The sequence below is a fragment of the Microbacterium azadirachtae genome (genome assembly GCF_000956505.1).
In the GTDB taxonomy this organism is placed as follows: domain Bacteria; phylum Actinomycetota; class Actinomycetes; order Actinomycetales; family Microbacteriaceae; genus Microbacterium; species Microbacterium azadirachtae_A.
The window spans coordinates 1-17,617 of record NZ_JYIX01000032.1 but is presented as its reverse complement, the minus strand read 5'-3'; the positions used below and the strand labels follow the sequence as shown (position 1 = coordinate 17,617).

Annotated in this window: 16 protein-coding genes; 4 read left to right on the top strand and 12 right to left on the bottom strand. The window is 71.4% G+C overall.

Going from position 1 to position 17,617, the window contains the following annotated elements:
* Nucleotides 1-4: 4 nt before the first annotated feature.
* The 4 genes from RS86_RS07240 to RS86_RS07225 form a co-directional block, all read right to left on the bottom strand.
* Nucleotides 5-337, bottom strand: coding sequence for a DUF427 domain-containing protein (locus tag RS86_RS07240; protein WP_045271563.1), 333 nt, complete (start codon nt 335-337; stop codon nt 5-7).
* Nucleotides 338-549: 212 nt separating this feature from the next.
* Nucleotides 550-1,968, bottom strand: a complete 1,419-nt coding sequence (locus tag RS86_RS07235; RefSeq protein WP_045271562.1) for a dihydrolipoyl dehydrogenase family protein — start codon at nt 1,966-1,968, stop codon at nt 550-552.
* A 103-nt stretch (nt 1,969-2,071) separates the two neighbouring features.
* Nucleotides 2,072-2,686: a hypothetical protein gene (locus RS86_RS07230; protein WP_052680134.1), complete on the bottom strand. Its 615-nt coding sequence runs from the start codon at nt 2,684-2,686 to the stop codon at nt 2,072-2,074.
* Nucleotides 2,687-2,840: 154 nt separating this feature from the next.
* The gene (locus RS86_RS07225) at nt 2,841-4,133 is read right to left on the bottom strand and encodes a hypothetical protein (protein ID WP_152642111.1); all 1,293 of its coding nucleotides are present in this window, start codon (nt 4,131-4,133) and stop codon (nt 2,841-2,843) included.
* A gap of 186 nt (nt 4,134-4,319) precedes the next feature.
* Between RS86_RS07225 and RS86_RS07220 the strand changes: the two genes are divergently transcribed.
* Nucleotides 4,320-4,502, top strand: a complete 183-nt coding sequence (locus RS86_RS07220; protein ID WP_045271560.1) for a hypothetical protein — start codon at nt 4,320-4,322, stop codon at nt 4,500-4,502.
* An 89-nt stretch (nt 4,503-4,591) separates the two neighbouring features.
* Entirely contained in the window at nt 4,592-4,996 is a 405-nt protein-coding gene (locus RS86_RS07215; protein WP_045271559.1) for an SPOR domain-containing protein, read from the top strand.
* Between the two features lie 57 nt (nt 4,997-5,053).
* Here the strand turns inward: RS86_RS07215 and RS86_RS07210 are convergent, their stop codons facing one another.
* Both RS86_RS07210 and RS86_RS07205 read right to left on the bottom strand, forming a co-directional pair.
* Nucleotides 5,054-6,196: a lactonase family protein gene (locus RS86_RS07210; protein ID WP_045271558.1), complete on the bottom strand. Its 1,143-nt coding sequence runs from the start codon at nt 6,194-6,196 to the stop codon at nt 5,054-5,056.
* Between the two features lie 119 nt (nt 6,197-6,315).
* Nucleotides 6,316-7,602: an adenylosuccinate synthase gene (locus RS86_RS07205; RefSeq protein WP_045271557.1), complete on the bottom strand. Its 1,287-nt coding sequence runs from the start codon at nt 7,600-7,602 to the stop codon at nt 6,316-6,318.
* A 220-nt stretch (nt 7,603-7,822) separates the two neighbouring features.
* Here RS86_RS07205 and RS86_RS07200 point away from each other — a divergent pair, with 220 nt between their 5' ends.
* Together RS86_RS07200 and RS86_RS07195 are read left to right on the top strand one after the other, a co-directional pair.
* Complete coding sequence (locus RS86_RS07200; protein ID WP_045271556.1) at nt 7,823-8,686, top strand: hypothetical protein; 864 nt, start codon at nt 7,823-7,825, stop codon at nt 8,684-8,686.
* Nucleotides 8,687-8,803: 117 nt separating this feature from the next.
* Nucleotides 8,804-9,763 (top strand): DMT family transporter, encoded by a 960-nt coding sequence (locus RS86_RS07195; RefSeq protein ID WP_045271555.1) that lies wholly within the window; start codon nt 8,804-8,806, stop codon nt 9,761-9,763.
* Nucleotides 9,764-9,796: 33 nt separating this feature from the next.
* On the opposite strand, the gene RS86_RS07190 is transcribed toward RS86_RS07195, so the two are convergent.
* The 6 genes from RS86_RS07190 to RS86_RS07165 form a co-directional block, all read right to left on the bottom strand.
* A complete protein-coding gene (locus RS86_RS07190; protein WP_045271554.1) occupies nt 9,797-11,224 on the bottom strand; it encodes a mechanosensitive ion channel domain-containing protein in 1,428 nt (475 codons plus the stop codon).
* A gap of 1 nt (nt 11,225) precedes the next feature.
* The gene (locus RS86_RS07185; RefSeq protein ID WP_160299677.1) at nt 11,226-13,292 is read right to left on the bottom strand and encodes an adenylate/guanylate cyclase domain-containing protein; all 2,067 of its coding nucleotides are present in this window, start codon (nt 13,290-13,292) and stop codon (nt 11,226-11,228) included.
* A gap of 210 nt (nt 13,293-13,502) precedes the next feature.
* The gene (locus tag RS86_RS07180; protein ID WP_052680133.1) at nt 13,503-14,807 is read right to left on the bottom strand and encodes an acyltransferase family protein; all 1,305 of its coding nucleotides are present in this window, start codon (nt 14,805-14,807) and stop codon (nt 13,503-13,505) included.
* 81 nt (nt 14,808-14,888) lie between these two features.
* Entirely contained in the window at nt 14,889-15,560 is a 672-nt protein-coding gene (locus RS86_RS07175; protein WP_045271552.1) for a response regulator, read from the bottom strand.
* On the bottom strand, nt 15,557-16,810 hold the full coding sequence (locus RS86_RS07170) for a sensor histidine kinase (RefSeq protein WP_052680132.1): 1,254 nt from the start codon (nt 16,808-16,810) through the stop codon (nt 15,557-15,559). Before RS86_RS07170 ends, RS86_RS07175 begins: the two co-directional genes overlap by 4 nt.
* Nucleotides 16,811-16,904: 94 nt before the next feature.
* Nucleotides 16,905-17,366: a hypothetical protein gene (locus RS86_RS07165; RefSeq protein WP_045271551.1), complete on the bottom strand. Its 462-nt coding sequence runs from the start codon at nt 17,364-17,366 to the stop codon at nt 16,905-16,907.
* Nucleotides 17,367-17,617 lie beyond the last annotated feature (251 nt).

Sequence of the window (17,617 nt, the reverse complement as noted above, 5' to 3'; positions counted from 1 at the left end):
CTCCTCAGGGGAGCGCCCCCTCCTGCGGAACGACGCCCTCGCGCACCGTCACGGCCGGGGCGAACGCGACGTACCCGGAGAAGTCGACGCCGGCGCGCTCGACGGCCTCGGCGGACGGATGGAGGTGCGCCCAGGCCAGATCCTCGTGGTCCTGCTCGCCCACCCGGATCGCGTAGGACTGGCGCTCGCCCTGCCCCGAGGGCGAGTCGGACGTGGAGCCGGCCTGCAGCACGCCCTCCGTGATCGAGGTCGGCGGGAAGTACCGGTCGCCCTCGACGACCACCACGTCGGCGTCATCGGCGTTCGCGATGACGGTTCCTTCGAATACTGCTTGCATGCTCGTCCCTCCGGGGAATCGATGCGACTCGCTTCTTCTCGGCCTGCGGCGTGGCGACACGGCGCGTTACCGACAGTACGCGGGGCCTCCGACATCGGGAACAGCCATCCCGTTCTCCGGATTCCCCCTTCCCCGGTTCGAAGCGCGCGATTGGCTGAATCCGGGGCCCGGATGGAACCATTTGCGCACTATGAAACCGGGGAGAGAGTCCGTCAGGCCGACTCGCGGCCGTAGGCCTCGAGGAGGCGCAGCCAGACCTCGCTCATGGTCGGATACGACGGCACCGCGTGCCAGAGCCGGGCGAGCGGGACCTCGCCCGCGACCGCGATCGAGGCGGCGTGGATGAGCTCGGCGACGTCGGATCCGACCATGGTCACTCCGAGCAGCACCTGCCGGTCCTCGTCGACGACCATGTGGGCGCGGCCCTTGTAGCCGTCGGCGTGCAGCGATGCTCCCGAGACCGAGGAGAACTCGACCTCGACCTCCCGGATGCGATGGCCGGCCTCGCGTGCGGCGGCCGCGGTGACGCCCACGGCCGCGACCTCGGGCTCGCCGAAGACGACCTGCGGCACCGCGGCATGGTCGGCCGTCGCGACGTGCCGGCCCCAACGGTCGTCGTCGACGGGCTCGCCCTTCGCCCGTGCGGCGATCACGTCGCCCGCGGCGCGGGCCTGGTACTTGCCCTGGTGCGTGAGCAGCACCCGGCCGTTCACGTCGCCGACCGCGTAGAGCCAGTCCACGCCGGGCACGCGCAGGGTGTCGTCGGTGCGGATCGAGCGGCCGGCCGGGAGCCCCACGGTCTCCAGGCCGATGTCGCCGCTGCGGGGCGTTCGTCCGGTCGCGACGAGGATCTCGGCGGCGTGCACATCACCGCCGTCGGTCGTCACGGTCACCCCGTCGGCATCGCGCGAGACGCTCTTGGTCGCGACGCCCAGGCGCACGTCGACGCCGAGCGCGCGCAGCCCCTCGGCGACGAACTCGCCCGCGAACGGCTCGACGGATCCGAGCAGACCAGTGCGGGCGAGCACCGTGACCTCCGCACCGAGCGAGGCGTACGCGCTGGCCATCTCGACCGCGACCACCCCGCCGCCGATCACGACGAGCGAGGCCGGGATCTCCTCGGCGCTCGTGGCCTCGCGACTCGTCCAGGGGTTCGCCTCGTGAAGGCCGGGAATCGGCGGGATCGCGGCATCGGATCCGGTGCTGACCGCGACGGCGTGCCGAGCGGTGAGGGTGCGCACACTGCCGTCGGGCGTGGTGACGGCGACCTTCCGCTCGCCGCTCAGGCGCCCGTGCCCTCGCACGAGATCGATCCCGGCGGAGTCGAGCCAAGCCACCTGGCCGTCGTCCTGCCAGTGGCTCGTGAACGCGTCGCGCCGGTCGAGCACCGCGCGCACGTCGAGCTCACCGGTGATCGCCTCGGCCGCACCGCCGACATGCTGCGCCGCGCGCAGGGCCTGCGGCGAGCGCAGCAGCGCTTTCGACGGCATGCACGCCCAGTACGAGCACTCGCCGCCGACGAGCTCGCTCTCCACGATCACGACGCTGAGCCCGGCCTGCACCGCGCGGTCGGCCACATTCTCTCCCACGGGGCCGCCGCCCAGCACGATCAGGTCGTATTCGTCGGTCATGCGATCCGCCTCTCGGTCACGGGTGGTCGCAGAGCACAGCGCCCCCCGACCTCATCCACCCTCCCAGAACAGCCGGAGTCCGGCGCGGATTCCTGAGAAATCGTCAGACGGGGTCCGCAGCGGGCGTCACGACCGACGGATCCCGGACTTCGATCACGAGCGGAGCGTCGGCATCCGCATCCCTGATGCGCCAGATCCGCGCCCGCGCGCCGACGCCCGGCACCTGCGTCTGGAGGAGCATCGGCGCCCCTGCCGCCGCGCGTTCCCACGTCCCGGAGAGCGCGCCTCCGGTGACGTCGACCACGAGTTCGAAGCGGTCGACGCCGCCGTCCTCGATCGTCGACACCGTGCGCGCCCGGACCGCGCCGTCGAGGCGCTCGATGCGGCCGGCCGCATCGAGCCAGCGCGCGTGGGCACGGACGCGCTCCGCGCTGTGCACCAGGGAGCCGATGTAGACCGCCCAGAGCACGACGACGAGGACCGAGATGAACACGGTGAAGAGGAGCGAGAACCAGACGCCGGGGGTCGTCATCGTCCAGAGCGGGACGATCGACCCCGCACCCACGACAGTGGCGAGCGCGAGGAGCACCACGAAGACCGCCCTGGCGCCGGGGCGCATCGCACCTCGCAGCGGAAGCTCGGTCGGCGGAACCGGATCCGGCCAGTGCTCGACGAGCACCACGACCTGGCCGACGGACGCCGAGGGCGGAGGGGTCATAGCCGGGAGTCTAGGGCGTGGAGGGAAACGGTCTGGGCGTCCGTTCCGCAGGAGATCTGCAACTCCGCAGGAGGATCCGCGCGGGAATCACCTGCGGAGTTGCAAGGATCCTGCAGAGTGGAGGTTCAGGGGACGGGACGGCGGCCCCGGTCCCTCAGCGGCAGGCCATCGCCTGCTGCACGACCGCGTCCGGCGGGGAGCCGTAGGCCTGCGTGCCGTTGCCCGGATCCGTGAATCCCATGCCGATGGCCCAGGCCGTCGCCCACGCCTCCGCAGAGGCCGAGTCGGTGTTGTCCACCATCGACCGGCACTTCGTCGCGATCGCGTGCCCGGCCTCGTGCGCCACCAGCGCTCTGCTGGAATCGCCGGGCCATTCCTCGGCGACGGAGTTGGACAGCAGGATCGTCGCGTACTGGCCCGACTCGATCGGCGTGCGCGTCTCACCGGACAGGTAGCCGTTGTCGCCGCCGAGGTCGTTCACCCGATCCGCCCACTGGAAATCGAGCAGCACCCCGGGGACGAGGGATCGCGCGAAGTCCTCGATCTGCTGTCGCGCCCCCTGCAGCGGACCCGCCTCGGCCGCGAGAGTCGCGACGTGCCCGTCGCGCACCTGCTGCACGGTCGTGGCGTAGTCGCGGAACTCCTGCGCGACCTGCTCGTCGAAGGAGGTGGTGGCGACCAGCCGGGCAGACAGCTCGCGCAGCGTCAGGACGCCCTCGTTCGGCGAAGGCGTGTTGTCGCTCTCGATGTGCGCGGCGAGCCCGCCCGCGGCCTTTAGCACGGCGAGACCCGTCTCACCGATCGCACTGGTCGCGGATCCGAGTTCCTCGGACGAGTGGCCGAGGTCCGAGGTCAGGGTGCTGACCGCGCGCGAATCCGCTTCCAGCCGCGCCGTACGGGCGTACAGCTCCCAGAACCAGGACGGCTTCGCGCCGGGCTCGGGGACCCGGGTGCTCGTCAGCGACATGGCCGCAGCGGACGCCTTCTGCGCGTGGTCTCGCGCCGTGGTGAGCCCGGCCCTGTGCGCGTCGGTGACGAGGGCGGGATCGGTCACGCCCAGCAGCACGTCGGCGGCGCGCGCGGATTCGTCGTCGACGGCGCGGACGCGCTCGTTGTGCGAGGCCTCATCGGCCTGCTTCGTCAAGGCCGTCGCCAGCTGCGTGTGCGCCTGGTCGTAGCCGAGGTTCGCCGTGAGCTGCAGCACCGCGCCGACACCGGCGAGCAGCAGCACCCCGGCGATCGACAGCGACCAGGCCAGCACGGCCCGACGTCGACGACGGGGAGCCGGTGGCGAGACCTGGCCGGCCGGTGCAGAAGCAGGACCGGGCGAGACCCCGCCGACGGGACCGGCGGAACCGAAGCCGGCAGCGAGCTCGTGACCACCCTCCCGCGCAACTCCGAGCGGATCCGGTGCGCCGGGCGCGGGCATCGACTGGTCTTCGGCCACGTTCGTCCCCCTGCGTTCGCGTCGCTGCGTCGTGCGCGGTGGCCGTCGGCCCCGCTGCGATCAGACTAGAGCCTGGCGCGCGCTGATCGTCCTCTATGCTGAGCCCGACGACGGTTCGGGGGGACATCGCCGGTGGCACACGACTTCTACGCAGCAGCGGACGCGCTTTCGAATCAATCCGGACAGATGTCCGTCGCCCTCGTCGTGCTCCAGCAGAAGCTCGACGACGCGCAGAACACCAAGAACGGGATCGAGACGCCGATCGGTCGATCCTCTCTGATCCGACAGGCAGGATCCGATCGAGCCCGGGTTCGGCGCGGATACCTGGAGAAGCGCTCTGAATCGCTGTACGACAGCAGCCACAGATGAGAACCAGACCATTCCTCGCCGTACTGACGGTCGCATTCACGACAGCCGTCCTCACGTCGTGCACGAGTGCACCCGTTCCGGAGGCGAACATGAAGACCCCCGCCGAGGCCCAGCAGATCACCCAGGCCATGCTCGACGACACCATCTCCTTCTTCGGCGGCCCCGAAGGATGGACCACACGCAGCCCCGAACCTGCAGACTCCTGCACCGTCCAGGGCCACGAAGGCGTCTCCTACTACTGGATCCAGCAAGGCCCCGGGACAGGTAGCGACGCAGCCCGCGACGACAGCGCCAAACGTCTCGTCGAACGCCTCAAAGCACAGGGCTACACGGCATATATCGCCAAGGGGAAACCGAACGATCCGCTCGCGCGTGTCTATGCCGACGGCGGAGCTGTTGCGGACTTCTCGGCATACATCTCCGCGGAGTACATCAATATCCGTGCCGAGTCCTGGTGCGTCACCGGCACGGACACCCCGGCGCCGACCCCGTGACGAACAGCATCCAAGGCCCTTCGGGATCCAGGGGATCGACCGCTGTTTTTGGCCGGCTCAGCGCACCGACAGCAGGTGCGTCGGCGCGGGGGCGGGAGTGCGGTGCCGGACACGACCAGGGGCGCCGGTGCGGTCGTCGAGGTCGAGCACGCTGATCTCGTCCGAGCGCTGGCCCGCGACGAGCAGCGAGCCGTCGTGCACGAGGTGGTGGCGCGGCCAGTCCACGCCCGCATCGGCGAGCGCGAGGGGCTCGACCCGCTCGCCGGATCCGCGCACGCGGAGCGCGGCGATCGTGTTGCTGCCGCGCACCCCGGCGTAGAGCGTCTCGCCGTCGCGTGAGCGGCTGAGCTCGGCCGGATAGTCGTGGCCCGGCGTCACGATCGCCGAGACCGGAACGCCGGAGACCAGGCCCCAACGGCCCTCGCGGTCGGCGGCCAGGGTGAACAGCTCGCACGAGTACTCGGTCACCACGTGCAAGTGCCCGCTGGGGTGCACGACCATGTGCCGGGGACCGGATCCGCGCGGCAGCACCACCTCGTGATCGAGCGTCAGCCCCGACGCCGAAGCGCGCCAGATCCGCACGAGGTCGTAGCCGAGGTCGGTCGTCGCGATCCGGCCATCGGGCAGGAAGGCCGCCGCGTGCGCGTGCGAGACGCGGGGGTCTCCATTCGGATCCAGACGGTTCGGATCCGCGGCGTAGGGATCCTCGGCCGCCATCGGGTCTGCGCGGTCCTGGGACTCGTCGCCCCCCTCGCGCTCCTCGGCGTCGCGGTCGCCGAACAGCGCCGCCCGCAGCTCCGCCGCCTTGTCGCGCGCGCCGGGCACGAGGCCGCCGTCCGCGCCCAGCCCGATCCGCACCACCCGCCCGTCGCCGTAGCAGCTCGCCACGAGGAAGCGGCCGTCGGGCGCGACAGCGAGGTGGCACACGGACTGCCCCGCCGCGACGGGCCGCCCGAGCGGGCGCAGGGCGGTCTCGCCCGTGCGCGCGAACGCGGCGACCTCCCCTGATCCCTCGAGCGCCGCGTAGACGACGTCGAGCGTCGGATGCTGCGCGAGCCAGGACGGCGATGGAGCCGGCGCGACCGCGCCGCGGTACGCGAGCGTCGTCGGCCCGTGTCCCTCGTCGACCGCCAGCACGCCGATGCCGTCGGCATGCCCGTCCATGTCGACGCCGTAGCCGCCGACCCAGAATCGCGTCATCGCATCCTCACTCTCTCGTCGAGTGCACGCCCTGCTGTCGAGTGCACGGGTCGTTCACGCCGATAGCCCGTGCATTCGGCAGTACCCCGTGCGCTCGGCACGCGGCCGCCCCGCAGAGGTCAGTCGACGAGGTCGTGGCGCACGACGACCTGGTCGCGCTCCGGGCCGACGCCGATCACCGAGATGCGCGTGCCGCTCATCTTCTCCAGCGCGAGCACGTAGTCCTGCGCGTTCTTCGGCAGATCCTCGAACGTGCGCGCGGAGGAGATGTCCTCCTGCCAGCCCGGGAAGTACTCCAGGATCGGCTTCGCGTGGTGGAAGTCGCTCTGGTTCACCGGCACGTCGTCGAAGCGCACGCCGTCGACGTCGTAGGCGACGCAGACCGGGATCTGGTCGAGCCCGTCGAGGATGTCGAGCTTGGTGAGCACGAGGTCGGTGATGCCGTTCACGCGGGTCGCGTAGCGGGTGATCGGCGCGTCGTACCAGCCCACCCGGCGCGGACGCCCGGTGGTGGTGCCGAACTCGAAGCCGCGCGCGCGCAGCCAGTCGCCCTGCTCGTCGAAGAGCTCGGTGGGGAACGGGCCGGATCCGACCCGCGTCGTGTACGCCTTCACGATGCCGACGATGCGGTCCAGACGGCCGGGGCCGACGCCGGATCCGGTCGCCGCGCCTCCGGCGGTCGCCGAGGACGACGTCACGAACGGGTAAGTGCCGTGGTCGACGTCGAGCATCGTGGCCTGGCCGCCCTCGAACACGACGACCTCGCCGCGCTGCAGCGCGTCGTCGAGCAGGTGACCGGTGTCGGCGACCATCGGACGCAGCCGCTCGGCGTAGGAGAGCAGGTCTTCCACGATCTCGTCGCACGTGATGGCGCGACGGTTGAAGACCTTCACCAGCAGGTGGTTCTTCTGGTCGAGGGCGCCCTCGACCTTCTGGCGCAGGATGTTCTCGTCGAAGAGGTCCTGCACGCGGATCCCCACGCGGTTGATCTTGTCGGCGTAGGCCGGGCCGATGCCGCGGCCCGTGGTGCCGATCATGCGCTTGCCGAGGAAGCGCTCCGTGACCTTGTCGAGCGTGCGGTGGTACTGGGTGATGATGTGCGCGTTGGCGCTCACCTTGAGGCGCGAGGTGTCGATGCCGCGGGATCCGAGGGCCTCGAGCTCGTGGAAGAGCACCTCGAGGTCGATCACGACGCCGTTGCCGATCACGGGGGTGACGCCGGCCGAGAGGATGCCGGAAGGCAGCAGGTGCAGAGCGTACTTCTCGTCGCCGACGACGACCGTGTGCCCCGCGTTGTTGCCGCCGTTGAACTTGACGACCCAGTCGGTGCGCTCGCCGAGCAGATCCGTGGCCTTGCCCTTGCCCTCGTCGCCCCACTGGACGCCGACGATCACGATTCCTGGCATGGGAGTTCCCCCTTTTCAGCGGCCTGCGGGCCCCTGGGGGCGGCCGCATCCGCTGCCGTGCTTTCGCCGGGTTTGCACCGGCTGATGAGCTGGCCCGATCGGGCGGAGCCAGTCTATCGGAGGGTGCGGACGGGCCGTGGGGACTCCTAGTGCGGACGGGCGTTCGGATATCGTGAGGCGCACGCCCCTGCCGGGGCGCACCGCCGAATCGGATCAGGACATGACGCAGGAGACGGATCTCGGATCCGCGACCCCGGGCGCACCGCCCGCTGGGTCCCCGCGTCGCGCCGCCCGACTCGAGCCGCAGACCACGTCGATCCTGCCCACCGCCGCTCCGGTCGCACGCGCCGGAGAGGGGCCCCGGGGCCTCGGCCGGCGCAGGGCGCTCCTGCTCGTCGGCGGAGCGGCCGCGGCGCTGCTCTGCGCAGCCGGGGGCGCGCTCGTGCTCGGCCTTCACCCCGCCACGACCGACCGCCCGGCGACCGCGGCCTCGGACATCTCCGTCGACGCCGGCACCCGGAATCCGGCGAACGCCCTGCTCGGAGAGGGCGGCGGCTCACCCGACCTCCTCCCACGAACCGAGCCGGCCGCAACGCCGGCTCCTGCAACGCCCGCTCCCGCGACACCGACCGAGCCGTCGCTCGCGGATCCCCCGGCCGACGGCGGCACCTCGTCCGGGCCGGCCCCCGGTGACGGCACGACGCCAGGCGGCACGGCTCCAGAGCCCGGCACGCCCTCGACCCCCTCCACGCCATCCGGCCCTGGCGCGCCGTCGCAGCCGACGCCGGTCCCCGCCGCGCCGAAGCCGCTCGCCTTCGCCGGTCTGACGCGGAATGCGACGATCGGCCTGCTCGGCATCCGGATCCTCTCCAGCGACACCCTGTCGCTCTCGGGACAGCCTGGCGCAACGGCGTCCGTGAGCTACGGATCCTCGCCCGCCGGATCCGTGACCTTCGACGGGTCGGGCCACGCGACGCTCACGGTCGGCGGATCGCTGATCGACCTGGGCGACCCCGTGATCGCGGTCGCCTACTCGGACGGCACGGCGGGCACCGCGATCCGCGCCCGCCGCAGCGCGCTCTAGCGCCGGCGCCGGTGCGGGCGTCCGCCACGCCGGTCCCGATGAGCCTGGCGGGATATCGGTGAGGGATGGCGGTCGCCGTGCTCGACCGATGTCCGCGGCCCCTGCGACGATCGAAGGATGACGGAGACCACACAGGGACGCCCGCGACGAGCCGCGGAGGGCGGCGGCATGACCGCACCGGCCCCGCGGCGCCACGGAGCGCTCGTCCTGATCGCGGCTGTGGTCACGGTCGTCCTGTGGGCCTCGGCGTTCATCGGCATCCGCGGTGCGGGCCCCCACTTCGACCCCGGCGCGCTGGCGCTGCTGCGCATGGCGGTCGGAACGGTCGCGCTCACCGCCATCGCGCTCAAGCGCGGCATCCGCCTGCCGGCGCGGCGGCACTGGCTGCTGGTCGTGGTGTGGGGCGTCGGCTGGTTCTGCATCTACAACCTGGCGCTCAACGCGGCTGAGCACACCCTCGACGCCGGCACCGCCGCGATGGTGGTCAACCTCGCGCCGCTCATGGTCGTCGTCTTCAGCGGGCTGTTCCTGCGCGAGGGCTTCCCGAAGCCGCTGCTGATCGGAGCCCCGATCGCATTCGGAGGCGTCGTGCTGATCGGCCTGAACTCCTCGACCAAGAGCGGGGCCATCGACATCGCAGGCCTCCTGCTCGCGCTTCTCGCCGCGGTCATGTACGCCGGATGCACCCTGCTGCAGAAGCACCTGCTGAGCGCCGGCACCGATTCGACCACGCTCACCTGGCTGGGCGCGGGCATCGGAACAGTCGCCCTGCTGCCCTGGACGGGCAGCCTCGTGGGAGCGCTGCAGACCGCGCCGCTCGATGCGACCCTGTGGGTGGTCTACCTCGGCATCTTCCCGACCGCGATCGCCTTCACCACCTGGGCCTACGTGCTGCAGCGCAGCACCGCGGGGCAGACCTCGGCGACCACCTACGTGGTGCCGGCGATCGCGATCCTGCTGTCGTGGCTGATCCTCGGCGAGGTGCCGACGCCGCTCATGTTCCTCGGCGGCGCACTCTGCCTGCTCGGGGTGCTCGTCACGCGGCTGCGGTGGCGACGGCGCGACCGCGCAGCCTGACCCCGACGCGACCCCGCGGCCTGACGCGGGGCATCAGCGCGGCCGGATCTCCCCCCGGGGAAGGCCGAGGGCGGCGATCGCCTCGGCGGCCGCCGCGCGCTTGAGCTCGAGCGACTCGCCGATCTCGGCCGCGAGTCTCGGGTGCACCCGGATCAGCTCGTCGATGACGGCGAGCGGGATCCGCAGCACGGTCAGCACCTCCACCGCGGCGATCGTCACCGTGGTGCGCTCGCGGGTGAGCGCGGTCTGGCCGATCAGCTCGCGCGGGCCGGCCTCGCCCACCGGGATCCGTGCGTCCCCGGTCTCGAACTGCATCACGACGCGGCCGGACAGGATCAGGCGCACCTCGTTCGGCACGATCCCGGCGGACAGCACGACTTCGCCGATGCCGTACCGCTGCAGCTTCGCGCCGTTGCGTACGAGGTCTCTGCCCGCCTCGTCGAGGTGCAGCACGGGCGCAGCCTCCTCGATCGCGGCGTCGAGCATCGCGGGCTCGGCGATCGGATCGGTCGCATCGCCGTCGAGGGCGAAGCCGCGCCGCCGTGCGGCGTACCAGAGCCAGGAGAGATAGAGGGAGAGCGCGGCCGAGGCCTCGGCCGGCGCCGCGATCGGGATCGAGACGGTGTACTTCGCGGAGCCGGCGTATTCGGCGCTCGCCCGCTCCTCGCGCCACCGCATCGGCAGCCCGTCGGCGAGCTGCACGAGCAGAGCCATGACCTCCTGCGGCGGGTCGTCGGTGCTGAAGGACATCGACGCCGTCGCGTAGTACGGGCCGGCCGGCTCGCTCATGTTCGTGAACGAGGCGCCGGAGAGCGTCGAGTTCGGGACGATCTGGATCCCGGATCCGGTGTCGATGTGCACCGCACGCCAGTTGACTCCGACGACCCGTCCCTTCACCCCGCCGGTGTCGAGCCAGTCGCCGATCTTGAACGGCTGCTCGAACAGCAGCAGCAGACCCGAGACGACGCCGCCCGCGGCATTCTGCAGTGCCAGGCCGATGACGATCGAGGTCACGCCCAGGGCGGTGAAGAGGCCGCCCACGTCGGCGTCCCACACCCAGGAGAACAGCATCGCGAGACCCACGACGACCAGCACGAGCCGCGCGATCTCGACGAAGATCGACGGCACGCGACGCCGCCAGGATCCCTCCTCCGCGTTCGCGAAGAGGACGACGTTGAACGCGGAGAGGACGAGCAGGATCAGCAGGAATCCGAAGACCGTGGCGACGACCCGCACCCAGACGTAGCCGTCATCCTTCTGCCCGATCGCGAAGACGAGCAGGGCGAACAGCGCCCCGGCCGGGACGACCGCGTTGCGCAGCAGGGCCACCGGCTTGGCCATCGGATTGCCGCGGCGGCGGAGCGCTCCGAGCAGCTCGGTCAGCCCCACGAGGAGCACGGGCACTCCGACGGCGAGCCCGATCAGCCACCAGGTCCAGCCCTGCTGGAACAGGCCGCCCATGTCAGGCCACCTTCCACACGGTCTCGGCCTTGCCGCGCACCTCGACGGTCCCCGCCTCGACGTACTCCACGAGCTCGGCGGTGCGGTCGCGCACCTCCTGGCTGACGTAGATGCCGGGGTCACCGCTCACCGAGCGCACCCGGTAGGCGAGGTTCACCGCGTCGCCCCACAGGTCGTAGGCGAGGCTCGTGCGCGCGACCAGGCCGCTCGTCACGGCGCCGGTGTCGACGCCGGCGCGCAGCCCGATCGCCGTACCGTTCTGCGCGTTGAACCTCTCCAGCACCTCGCGCAGGCTGCGGGCGAACTCGACCGCCCTGCGCACGTTGTCGACGCGCGGGACGATCAGCCCCGAGGACGCCAGGTAGCCGCCGTGCAGCGTCCGCACCTTCTCGACCCCGGCGCGCTCCGCGGCTTCGTCGAAGCCGCGCATGAGCGTGTTGAGCTGGGCGATCTCCTCCTCGGCCGTGAGGCTCCTGCTGTGGTCATCGAAGCCGATGAGTTCGGCGAAGACCACCGACACGTTGTCGTGCGCCTCGGTGATCGCCTCCTCGCCCTGCTTGTACTTCTCGGCCACGCTCTGCGGCATGAGCGTGTGCATGAGGCGCTCGTTCTCCTCGCGCTGGTCGTCGATCAGCTGCTGCTTGATCCGCAGGCTCGACGCCATGTCGTTGAACGCGCTGCCGAGATCACCGAACTCGTCGCGGGATCCCGCCGGGACCTGCACGTCGAGATCACCCTCGGCGACCTGGTGCACCGCGGTGACGAGGCGGTTGATCGGGCGGGTGAAGACCTGGGCCAGCAGGAGGGAGAGGAGGGCGACCGCGAGCATGATCCCGAGCAACGAGATCAGCACGATCCGCGTGAAGTCGTCCACCGGCGCGAACGCCTCGCTCGAGTCGATGCGCGCGATGACGACCCAGTCCAGACCGTCCACGTCGAGCGGTCCGTAGCTGACGACGCTCGACCCGCTGATGTAGTCGGATCCCTCGAGCGTGCCGCTCTTCCCGCTCTGCGCGCGGGTCACCGCGTCGCCCGTGATCGGCTGGATCAGGACGGTGCCGCCGACCTCAGCGGCGCGTTTCGCCGCCGCCGGGGGCGTGCCGTGGTCGACGGCGGTCTGCACGTACTGCTTCGGGTGCTCGACCACCTCGCGCGAGATGCTGCGCATGAGACCGTCCCGCCCGACGAGGTAGACCTCGCCCGTGGTGCCGAGTCCCTGGCCCTTCCAGCCGTTGCTCCCCGTCATCACGTTGTTGACGAATGACAGCGGGAGCTGGATCGCGAGCGCGCCGGTGATGCCGTCGTCGTTGCCGATCGGCGACACGATCCACATGCTCGGGGTTCCCATGGACGGCACCCAGCGCTCGAAGTCGGTCATCACCACGGTGTCGACCGAGTTCGTCGCGATCGCCTTGCGGTATGCGTCGGCGAGCTTGGAGTCGCGGAGCGGACCGATATCGAGGTTGCTGCCCAGCTCTGGCCCCTTGTACGCCGAGTAGACGACGTCCCCCGTGAGGTTGAGCAGCAACACGTCCTCATAGCCGGCCTGGGTCACGAGCCGGGAGAAGTAGTCGCCGTAGCGCGCTGCCGCCGCGGAGTACGTCGTGCCGTCTCCGCCGTCGTCGGTCTTCAGCATCTTCTCGTAGCCGGCGTCGTCGAGCGTCGTGTTCCGGGCCGTGTAGTGGGCCTGGATCCATCGGCCCGCGGCGGATTCGGGCACGAACGCACCGGATCCGTACTGGTCGCCCGTCCTCTTCTCGAGCGCGGGGACGAAGCGGTCCGCGTAGAAGCCGTCGAGCGCCGCCTCCTGGTCGGCGGGCAGCGTCTGGCCCTGCAGCTCGTCGAAGCCGGCGTTGAGCGCCTTCGACATGTTCTGCGCGCTGAGGTTCCGGGAGTTCAGCGACGCCGTGCGCTGAACGTCTTCGAGCGCGACCTTCATCTCGTGCGTGCGCATCTCGCGGATCGTGGTGAGCTGGTCGATCGAGCTCGCGTGCAGGGAGTTGCGCCCGTTCACGAACCCGACCGCACCGATGATCAGCGCGGAGACCAGGCTCACACCGAGCAGCATGATCAGCAGCTTCGACTGGATGCTGAGCCCTGCGCGGCCCCTCCCTCTGCCCTTTCGTCCGGCTCTGGCTGCCGGTGACATGCTCTCCACGCGAAACCCCCTCGATCCGGACACGACACTGCGAACGTAGCGGTATACCGGTATCCACGGGAAGAACGGGAACTGTCATTTCGTCATCCGGAGCGTCGGCGCCGTGCGGCCCCCGCCGGATCAGCCGGCGCGCAGGCTCCCGCCGGCCAGACGCACGCTCGCGAGGACCAGAGCCGCGCCGAGCACCCAGGCGGAGGGGGCGGATCCCGCGACGAGGATCGTGACCACCCCGGCCACGCCGACGAGCGCGGACACCGTCGCGCGCCCGGTGCCGACCGGGATCGCCCTGGGCTCGCGGGCGGCCTCGCGCCGGCCCACGCGGGCGACGACCAGCGCCACCGCGATCAGCACGGCCGCGAACCAGAGCGGGCGGCCCGCCCACCAGGCGGCGCTGAGCGGCACCGGCAGGGACAGCGGGGAGAGCAGCAGCGCTCCGGCGAGCCCGACCACCACGAGCATGTGCCACGAGTAGATCGTCATCGCCCTGGCGTTGATCCATCCCACCGCGGCCGCTGTCCGCGGGCCCGCGGCCCAGGTGCGCAGTCGCGGGCGCAGGACGAGGAACAGCGCGGTCTGCGCGATGCCGGCCACCACGAGGATCGCCATCGGCGGGTTGAGTGCCGTGATGAGGTCGGCCGGCGCGGCGCCGGTGAGGATCAGCACGCCTGCCACCGTGACGGCGGTGCCGGCGATCGCGAGCAGCGGTCCGCGGCGCATACGGTCCAGGGATCCGTCCGCGACCGCGAAGCCGATCTGCTGCAGCAGCAGCCACACGAAGGCCATGTTGACCAGTCCGATCGCGGTGAGGCCGGTCGCGCCGCGCACGATGTCGACCGCGACGACCCCTGCGGCGAGCGCGGCGACGGTGAGGATCCGGTCCCGCTCGTGCAGGCGCACCATGAACGGCACGAGCGCCGAGCAGCCGAGGTACACGCCCAGGAACCACAGCGGCTGGCTGATCCGGAATCCGGCGGTGGCGACGACGTCCGCCGGAACCCCGGCGATCACGAGGGCGGCCAGCGCCACCGCGGTCGCCAGGATCGCGCCGGACGCGGGGATCAGCAGCCGGCGCATCCGCGCGGCCACGTAGTCGCCGGTCGTCGCGCCCCGCGCCCGCTGCCGCGTCCACTGCGTGTACGACGCGAAACCGCCGAGCACGAAGAACAGCGGCATGATCTGCAGGACCCAGGTGAGCGGGGCGAAACCGTCCCAGCCCTCCATCGCGTTGCGCAGGATCGGGGATCCGTCGGCGGCGACGCTCACCCCGACCATCAGCGAGTGCAGCAGCACCACGACGCCCAGCAGGATCGCCCGCACGCCATCGACGGCCGTGTCGCGGGTGGTCTTCGCCGGGGCGGAACCGGGGGCGACGGGGCGCGCAGGATGCGCCGGCGCGGGAGCGAGGACGGGGGTGAGGAGTGCCATGTCCCTACGGTCGCGGTCAGGTCTCGCCCTCCGCGTCCCGCTGCGGTGCTGAGTACACCCCCTACCGCGGTATCACCCGGCTCAGCCCGCGGGAGCGACCAGACCGGCGTCGTAGGCGAGGATCACGGCCTGCACTCTGTCGCGCAGATCGAGCTTGGAGAAGATCCGGCTGACGTGCGTCTTGACGGTCTGCTCCGCGAGGAACAGCTCGGATGCGATCTCGCGGTTCGAGAGCCCCCGCCCGATCAGCACGAGGATCTCGTGCTCCCGCTCGGTCAGGCCCTTCAAGCGCAGCTCCGCGCTGTTCGAGCGCGGACGGCTCTCCGCGAAGCGCTCGAGCAGGCGCCGGGTGATGCGCGGCGCGAGCAGGGCATCGCCGGTGGCCACCACGCGCACCGCCTGCACGAGCTCCTCAGGCAGGGCGTCCTTGAGCAGGAATCCGCTGGCCCCCGCCTGCAGCGCCTCGTGCACGTACTCGTCGGCGTCGAACGTGGTCAGCACCAGGACGGCGGGCGGGGTGCGGCCGTCGCGCTCGGCGGCGGCGATGATGCGGCGGGTCGCCTCGATCCCGTCGAGGTTCGGCATCCGCACATCCATGAGCACCACGTCCGGACGCAGCCGGCGCGCCTCATCGACGCCCTCGCTCCCGTCCGACGCCTGCCCGATCACGTCGAGCCCGTCCTGCGCCTGCAGGATCGCGGCGAAACCGGCCCGCAGCATCGCCTGGTCATCCACGATCAGCACCGTCGTCATGCCTGCTCCTCCCTCGGGATCCGCACCTGCAGCACGTACCCGCCGTCTCCCGTCACTGCCGCGGCGACCGTGCCGCCCATCGCCTCGACCCGCTCGCGCATGCCGCGCAGCCCGTGTCCTCCGCCGTCCGCACGCGGAGCGATCGCCCTGGTCGGGGCGGCATTGCGGATCCGGATCCCCCGCTCCGCGGGCGTCTCGGTCCAGGCGATCTCCGTCTCCGCGCCGGGAGCGTGCCGGGCGACGTTGCTCAGCCCCTCCTGCACGACGCGGTAGGCGGTGAGCCCCAGGAGCGGGTTGCTCTGCTCCGCGGCGGTGAGCTGCCAGGATCCGGACTCGGTGACGGGCGCGAGGTCGTTCGCCCTGGCGAGAAGCGCGGGAAGGTCGTCGAGCCCGGGTTGCGGGGCGTGGTCGGCCTCGCCCTCCTCGTCGCGGAGCAGCCCGAGGATCACCCGCATCTCCTTCATCGCCGAGCGCGCGGTGGCGGCGACCTCGTCGAACTCCGCCGCCGCATCCGCGGGCAGATCCGGCATCCGGTAGCGCGCACTCGCCGCGCGGACCTGGATCGCGGACATGCCGTGCGCGACGACGTCGTGCAGCTCGCGGGCGATGCGCGCCTTGTCCTGCACCGCCTCGCGGCGAGCGAGCTCGGCCGCGGTCGCCGCACGCTCGGCGCGCAACTGGACCCGCAGCAGCGACCAGTTGCGGATTCCGGCCCCGATGGCCGCGGCGACGAGCGTGACCGCGGCGAACACGATCAGGTCCGCGACCACAGGGCCGCTGCCCACGTCGCCCTGCGCTTCGGTGGCGATCATGATCGCCAGCAGCACGCTGAACGCCCAGCCGGTGACCGGGAGCCACCAGCGCGCCCGCAGTGCGACGCCGATCCAGACGAGCGCATACGCGACGATCGTCGAGGCGGCGACCGGCCACGGCTGGTCCGGGCCCGCCACGGCGAGTCCGGAGAGCGCACTGCCCGAGATCAGCGCGAGCACGGTCGCCCAGACCGGAGCGAACAGCGCGAGCACGATCGCGGCCGCCTGCAGGAGCGAGAGGATGAGCGCCGCGGCGAGCGGTACGCGATAGGCGGTGGCGCTCAGAGATGCCGCGACCGCGAGCTGGGTGAGCGCGCAGGCGACGGCGAACGCCCAGATCGCGAGGTTGCCGCGCCCCGGAACGACGCGCAGCGGCAGGATCCCGAGGCGACGCAGCCCCGGATGTTCTGCTGCAGCCTGCAGGCCCGGATCGGCCATGCGGGCTCCTCTCCACGATCGGCGGGTGATCTGTCCACCGTACGGGGTCGGGGTCTGTGGATGGAGTTCCGAACGCGTCCGCCTGCGGGCGGGCCTAGAGCCCTCTCATCCGGAGCAGCCGGCTCACGAGTCCCGGCCGCCTGTCGCCTCTGCCCATCAGCCGGTCGACAATCGCGGGGGTCTCGGGCGGAAACGCTTCTCGCACATTCTCGGCGCCGATCCTCACCGTCCGTCCCCTCTTCGCGGCGCGTGCGGCGGGCGCCCACCCCGTGACATGGAGATAGCATCCGGCTTCCACACCCGCGAGGCCGTCGGGCAGGCGCACCTCGAACTCGACATCCTCATGCTCGAGCCACGCGACCCCCGAGGTCAGCCGGGCGACGCGGACCACCCTGGCCGTGCGATCGGCGTTCCAGGTCGTGGCCTTGCTCCAGCGTCGCGCGAGCGCTGCTTCTCGGCGTTCGCGCACATCCTGGCGCCACCAGAAGATGATCAGGGCGAGCAGCAGCAGCGCTGTGGTGCCCCACAGGACGATCTGAAACACGTCCACGCTCATCGATGGCTTCCTTCCCCCGGCAGAACTTCGCCTCAGCATACGGAGGGGCGCTCCGACTGCGCAGATGGGCAGTCCTCCCCATCCGATCCGGGTCGCGCGATCAGCCTCGGCGGTTACGCTGGCAGGGTCGCGCGGCACGATCGCGCCACGCCAGAGCTGCAGGGGGATCCGCACGTGAGCCAGAACAACGACGCCACCGCCTTCGCCGCGCAGACTCCGCCCCCGCCGGCGGGCATCGTCACTCCCCCGCC

Excerpts from the sequence above, each read along its gene's own strand:
- RS86_RS07170 (WP_052680132.1), bottom strand. The coding sequence starts at position 16,810 with ATGGCCGATCCGGGCCTGCAGGCTGCAGCAGAACATCCGGGGCTGCGT.
- RS86_RS07190 (WP_045271554.1), bottom strand. The coding sequence starts at position 11,224 with ATGGGCGGCCTGTTCCAGCAGGGCTGGACCTGGTGGCTGATCGGGCTC.
- RS86_RS07165 (WP_045271551.1), bottom strand. The coding sequence starts at position 17,366 with ATGAGCGTGGACGTGTTTCAGATCGTCCTGTGGGGCACCACAGCGCTG.
- RS86_RS07235 (WP_045271562.1), bottom strand. The coding sequence starts at position 1,968 with ATGACCGACGAATACGACCTGATCGTGCTGGGCGGCGGCCCCGTGGGA.
- RS86_RS07175 (WP_045271552.1), bottom strand. The coding sequence starts at position 15,560 with ATGACGACGGTGCTGATCGTGGATGACCAGGCGATGCTGCGGGCCGGT.
- RS86_RS07240 (WP_045271563.1), bottom strand. The coding sequence starts at position 337 with ATGCAAGCAGTATTCGAAGGAACCGTCATCGCGAACGCCGATGACGCC.
- RS86_RS07230 (WP_052680134.1), bottom strand. The coding sequence starts at position 2,686 with ATGACCCCTCCGCCCTCGGCGTCCGTCGGCCAGGTCGTGGTGCTCGTC.
- RS86_RS07185 (WP_160299677.1), bottom strand. The coding sequence starts at position 13,292 with ATGCTGCTCGGTGTGAGCCTGGTCTCCGCGCTGATCATCGGTGCGGTC.
- RS86_RS07215 (WP_045271559.1), top strand. The coding sequence starts at position 4,592 with ATGAAGACCCCCGCCGAGGCCCAGCAGATCACCCAGGCCATGCTCGAC.
- RS86_RS07195 (WP_045271555.1), top strand. The coding sequence starts at position 8,804 with ATGACGGAGACCACACAGGGACGCCCGCGACGAGCCGCGGAGGGCGGC.
- RS86_RS07200 (WP_045271556.1), top strand. The coding sequence starts at position 7,823 with ATGACGCAGGAGACGGATCTCGGATCCGCGACCCCGGGCGCACCGCCC.
- RS86_RS07205 (WP_045271557.1), bottom strand. The coding sequence starts at position 7,602 with ATGCCAGGAATCGTGATCGTCGGCGTCCAGTGGGGCGACGAGGGCAAG.
- RS86_RS07180 (WP_052680133.1), bottom strand. The coding sequence starts at position 14,807 with ATGGCACTCCTCACCCCCGTCCTCGCTCCCGCGCCGGCGCATCCTGCG.
- RS86_RS07220 (WP_045271560.1), top strand. The coding sequence starts at position 4,320 with ATGTCCGTCGCCCTCGTCGTGCTCCAGCAGAAGCTCGACGACGCGCAG.
- RS86_RS07210 (WP_045271558.1), bottom strand. The coding sequence starts at position 6,196 with ATGACGCGATTCTGGGTCGGCGGCTACGGCGTCGACATGGACGGGCAT.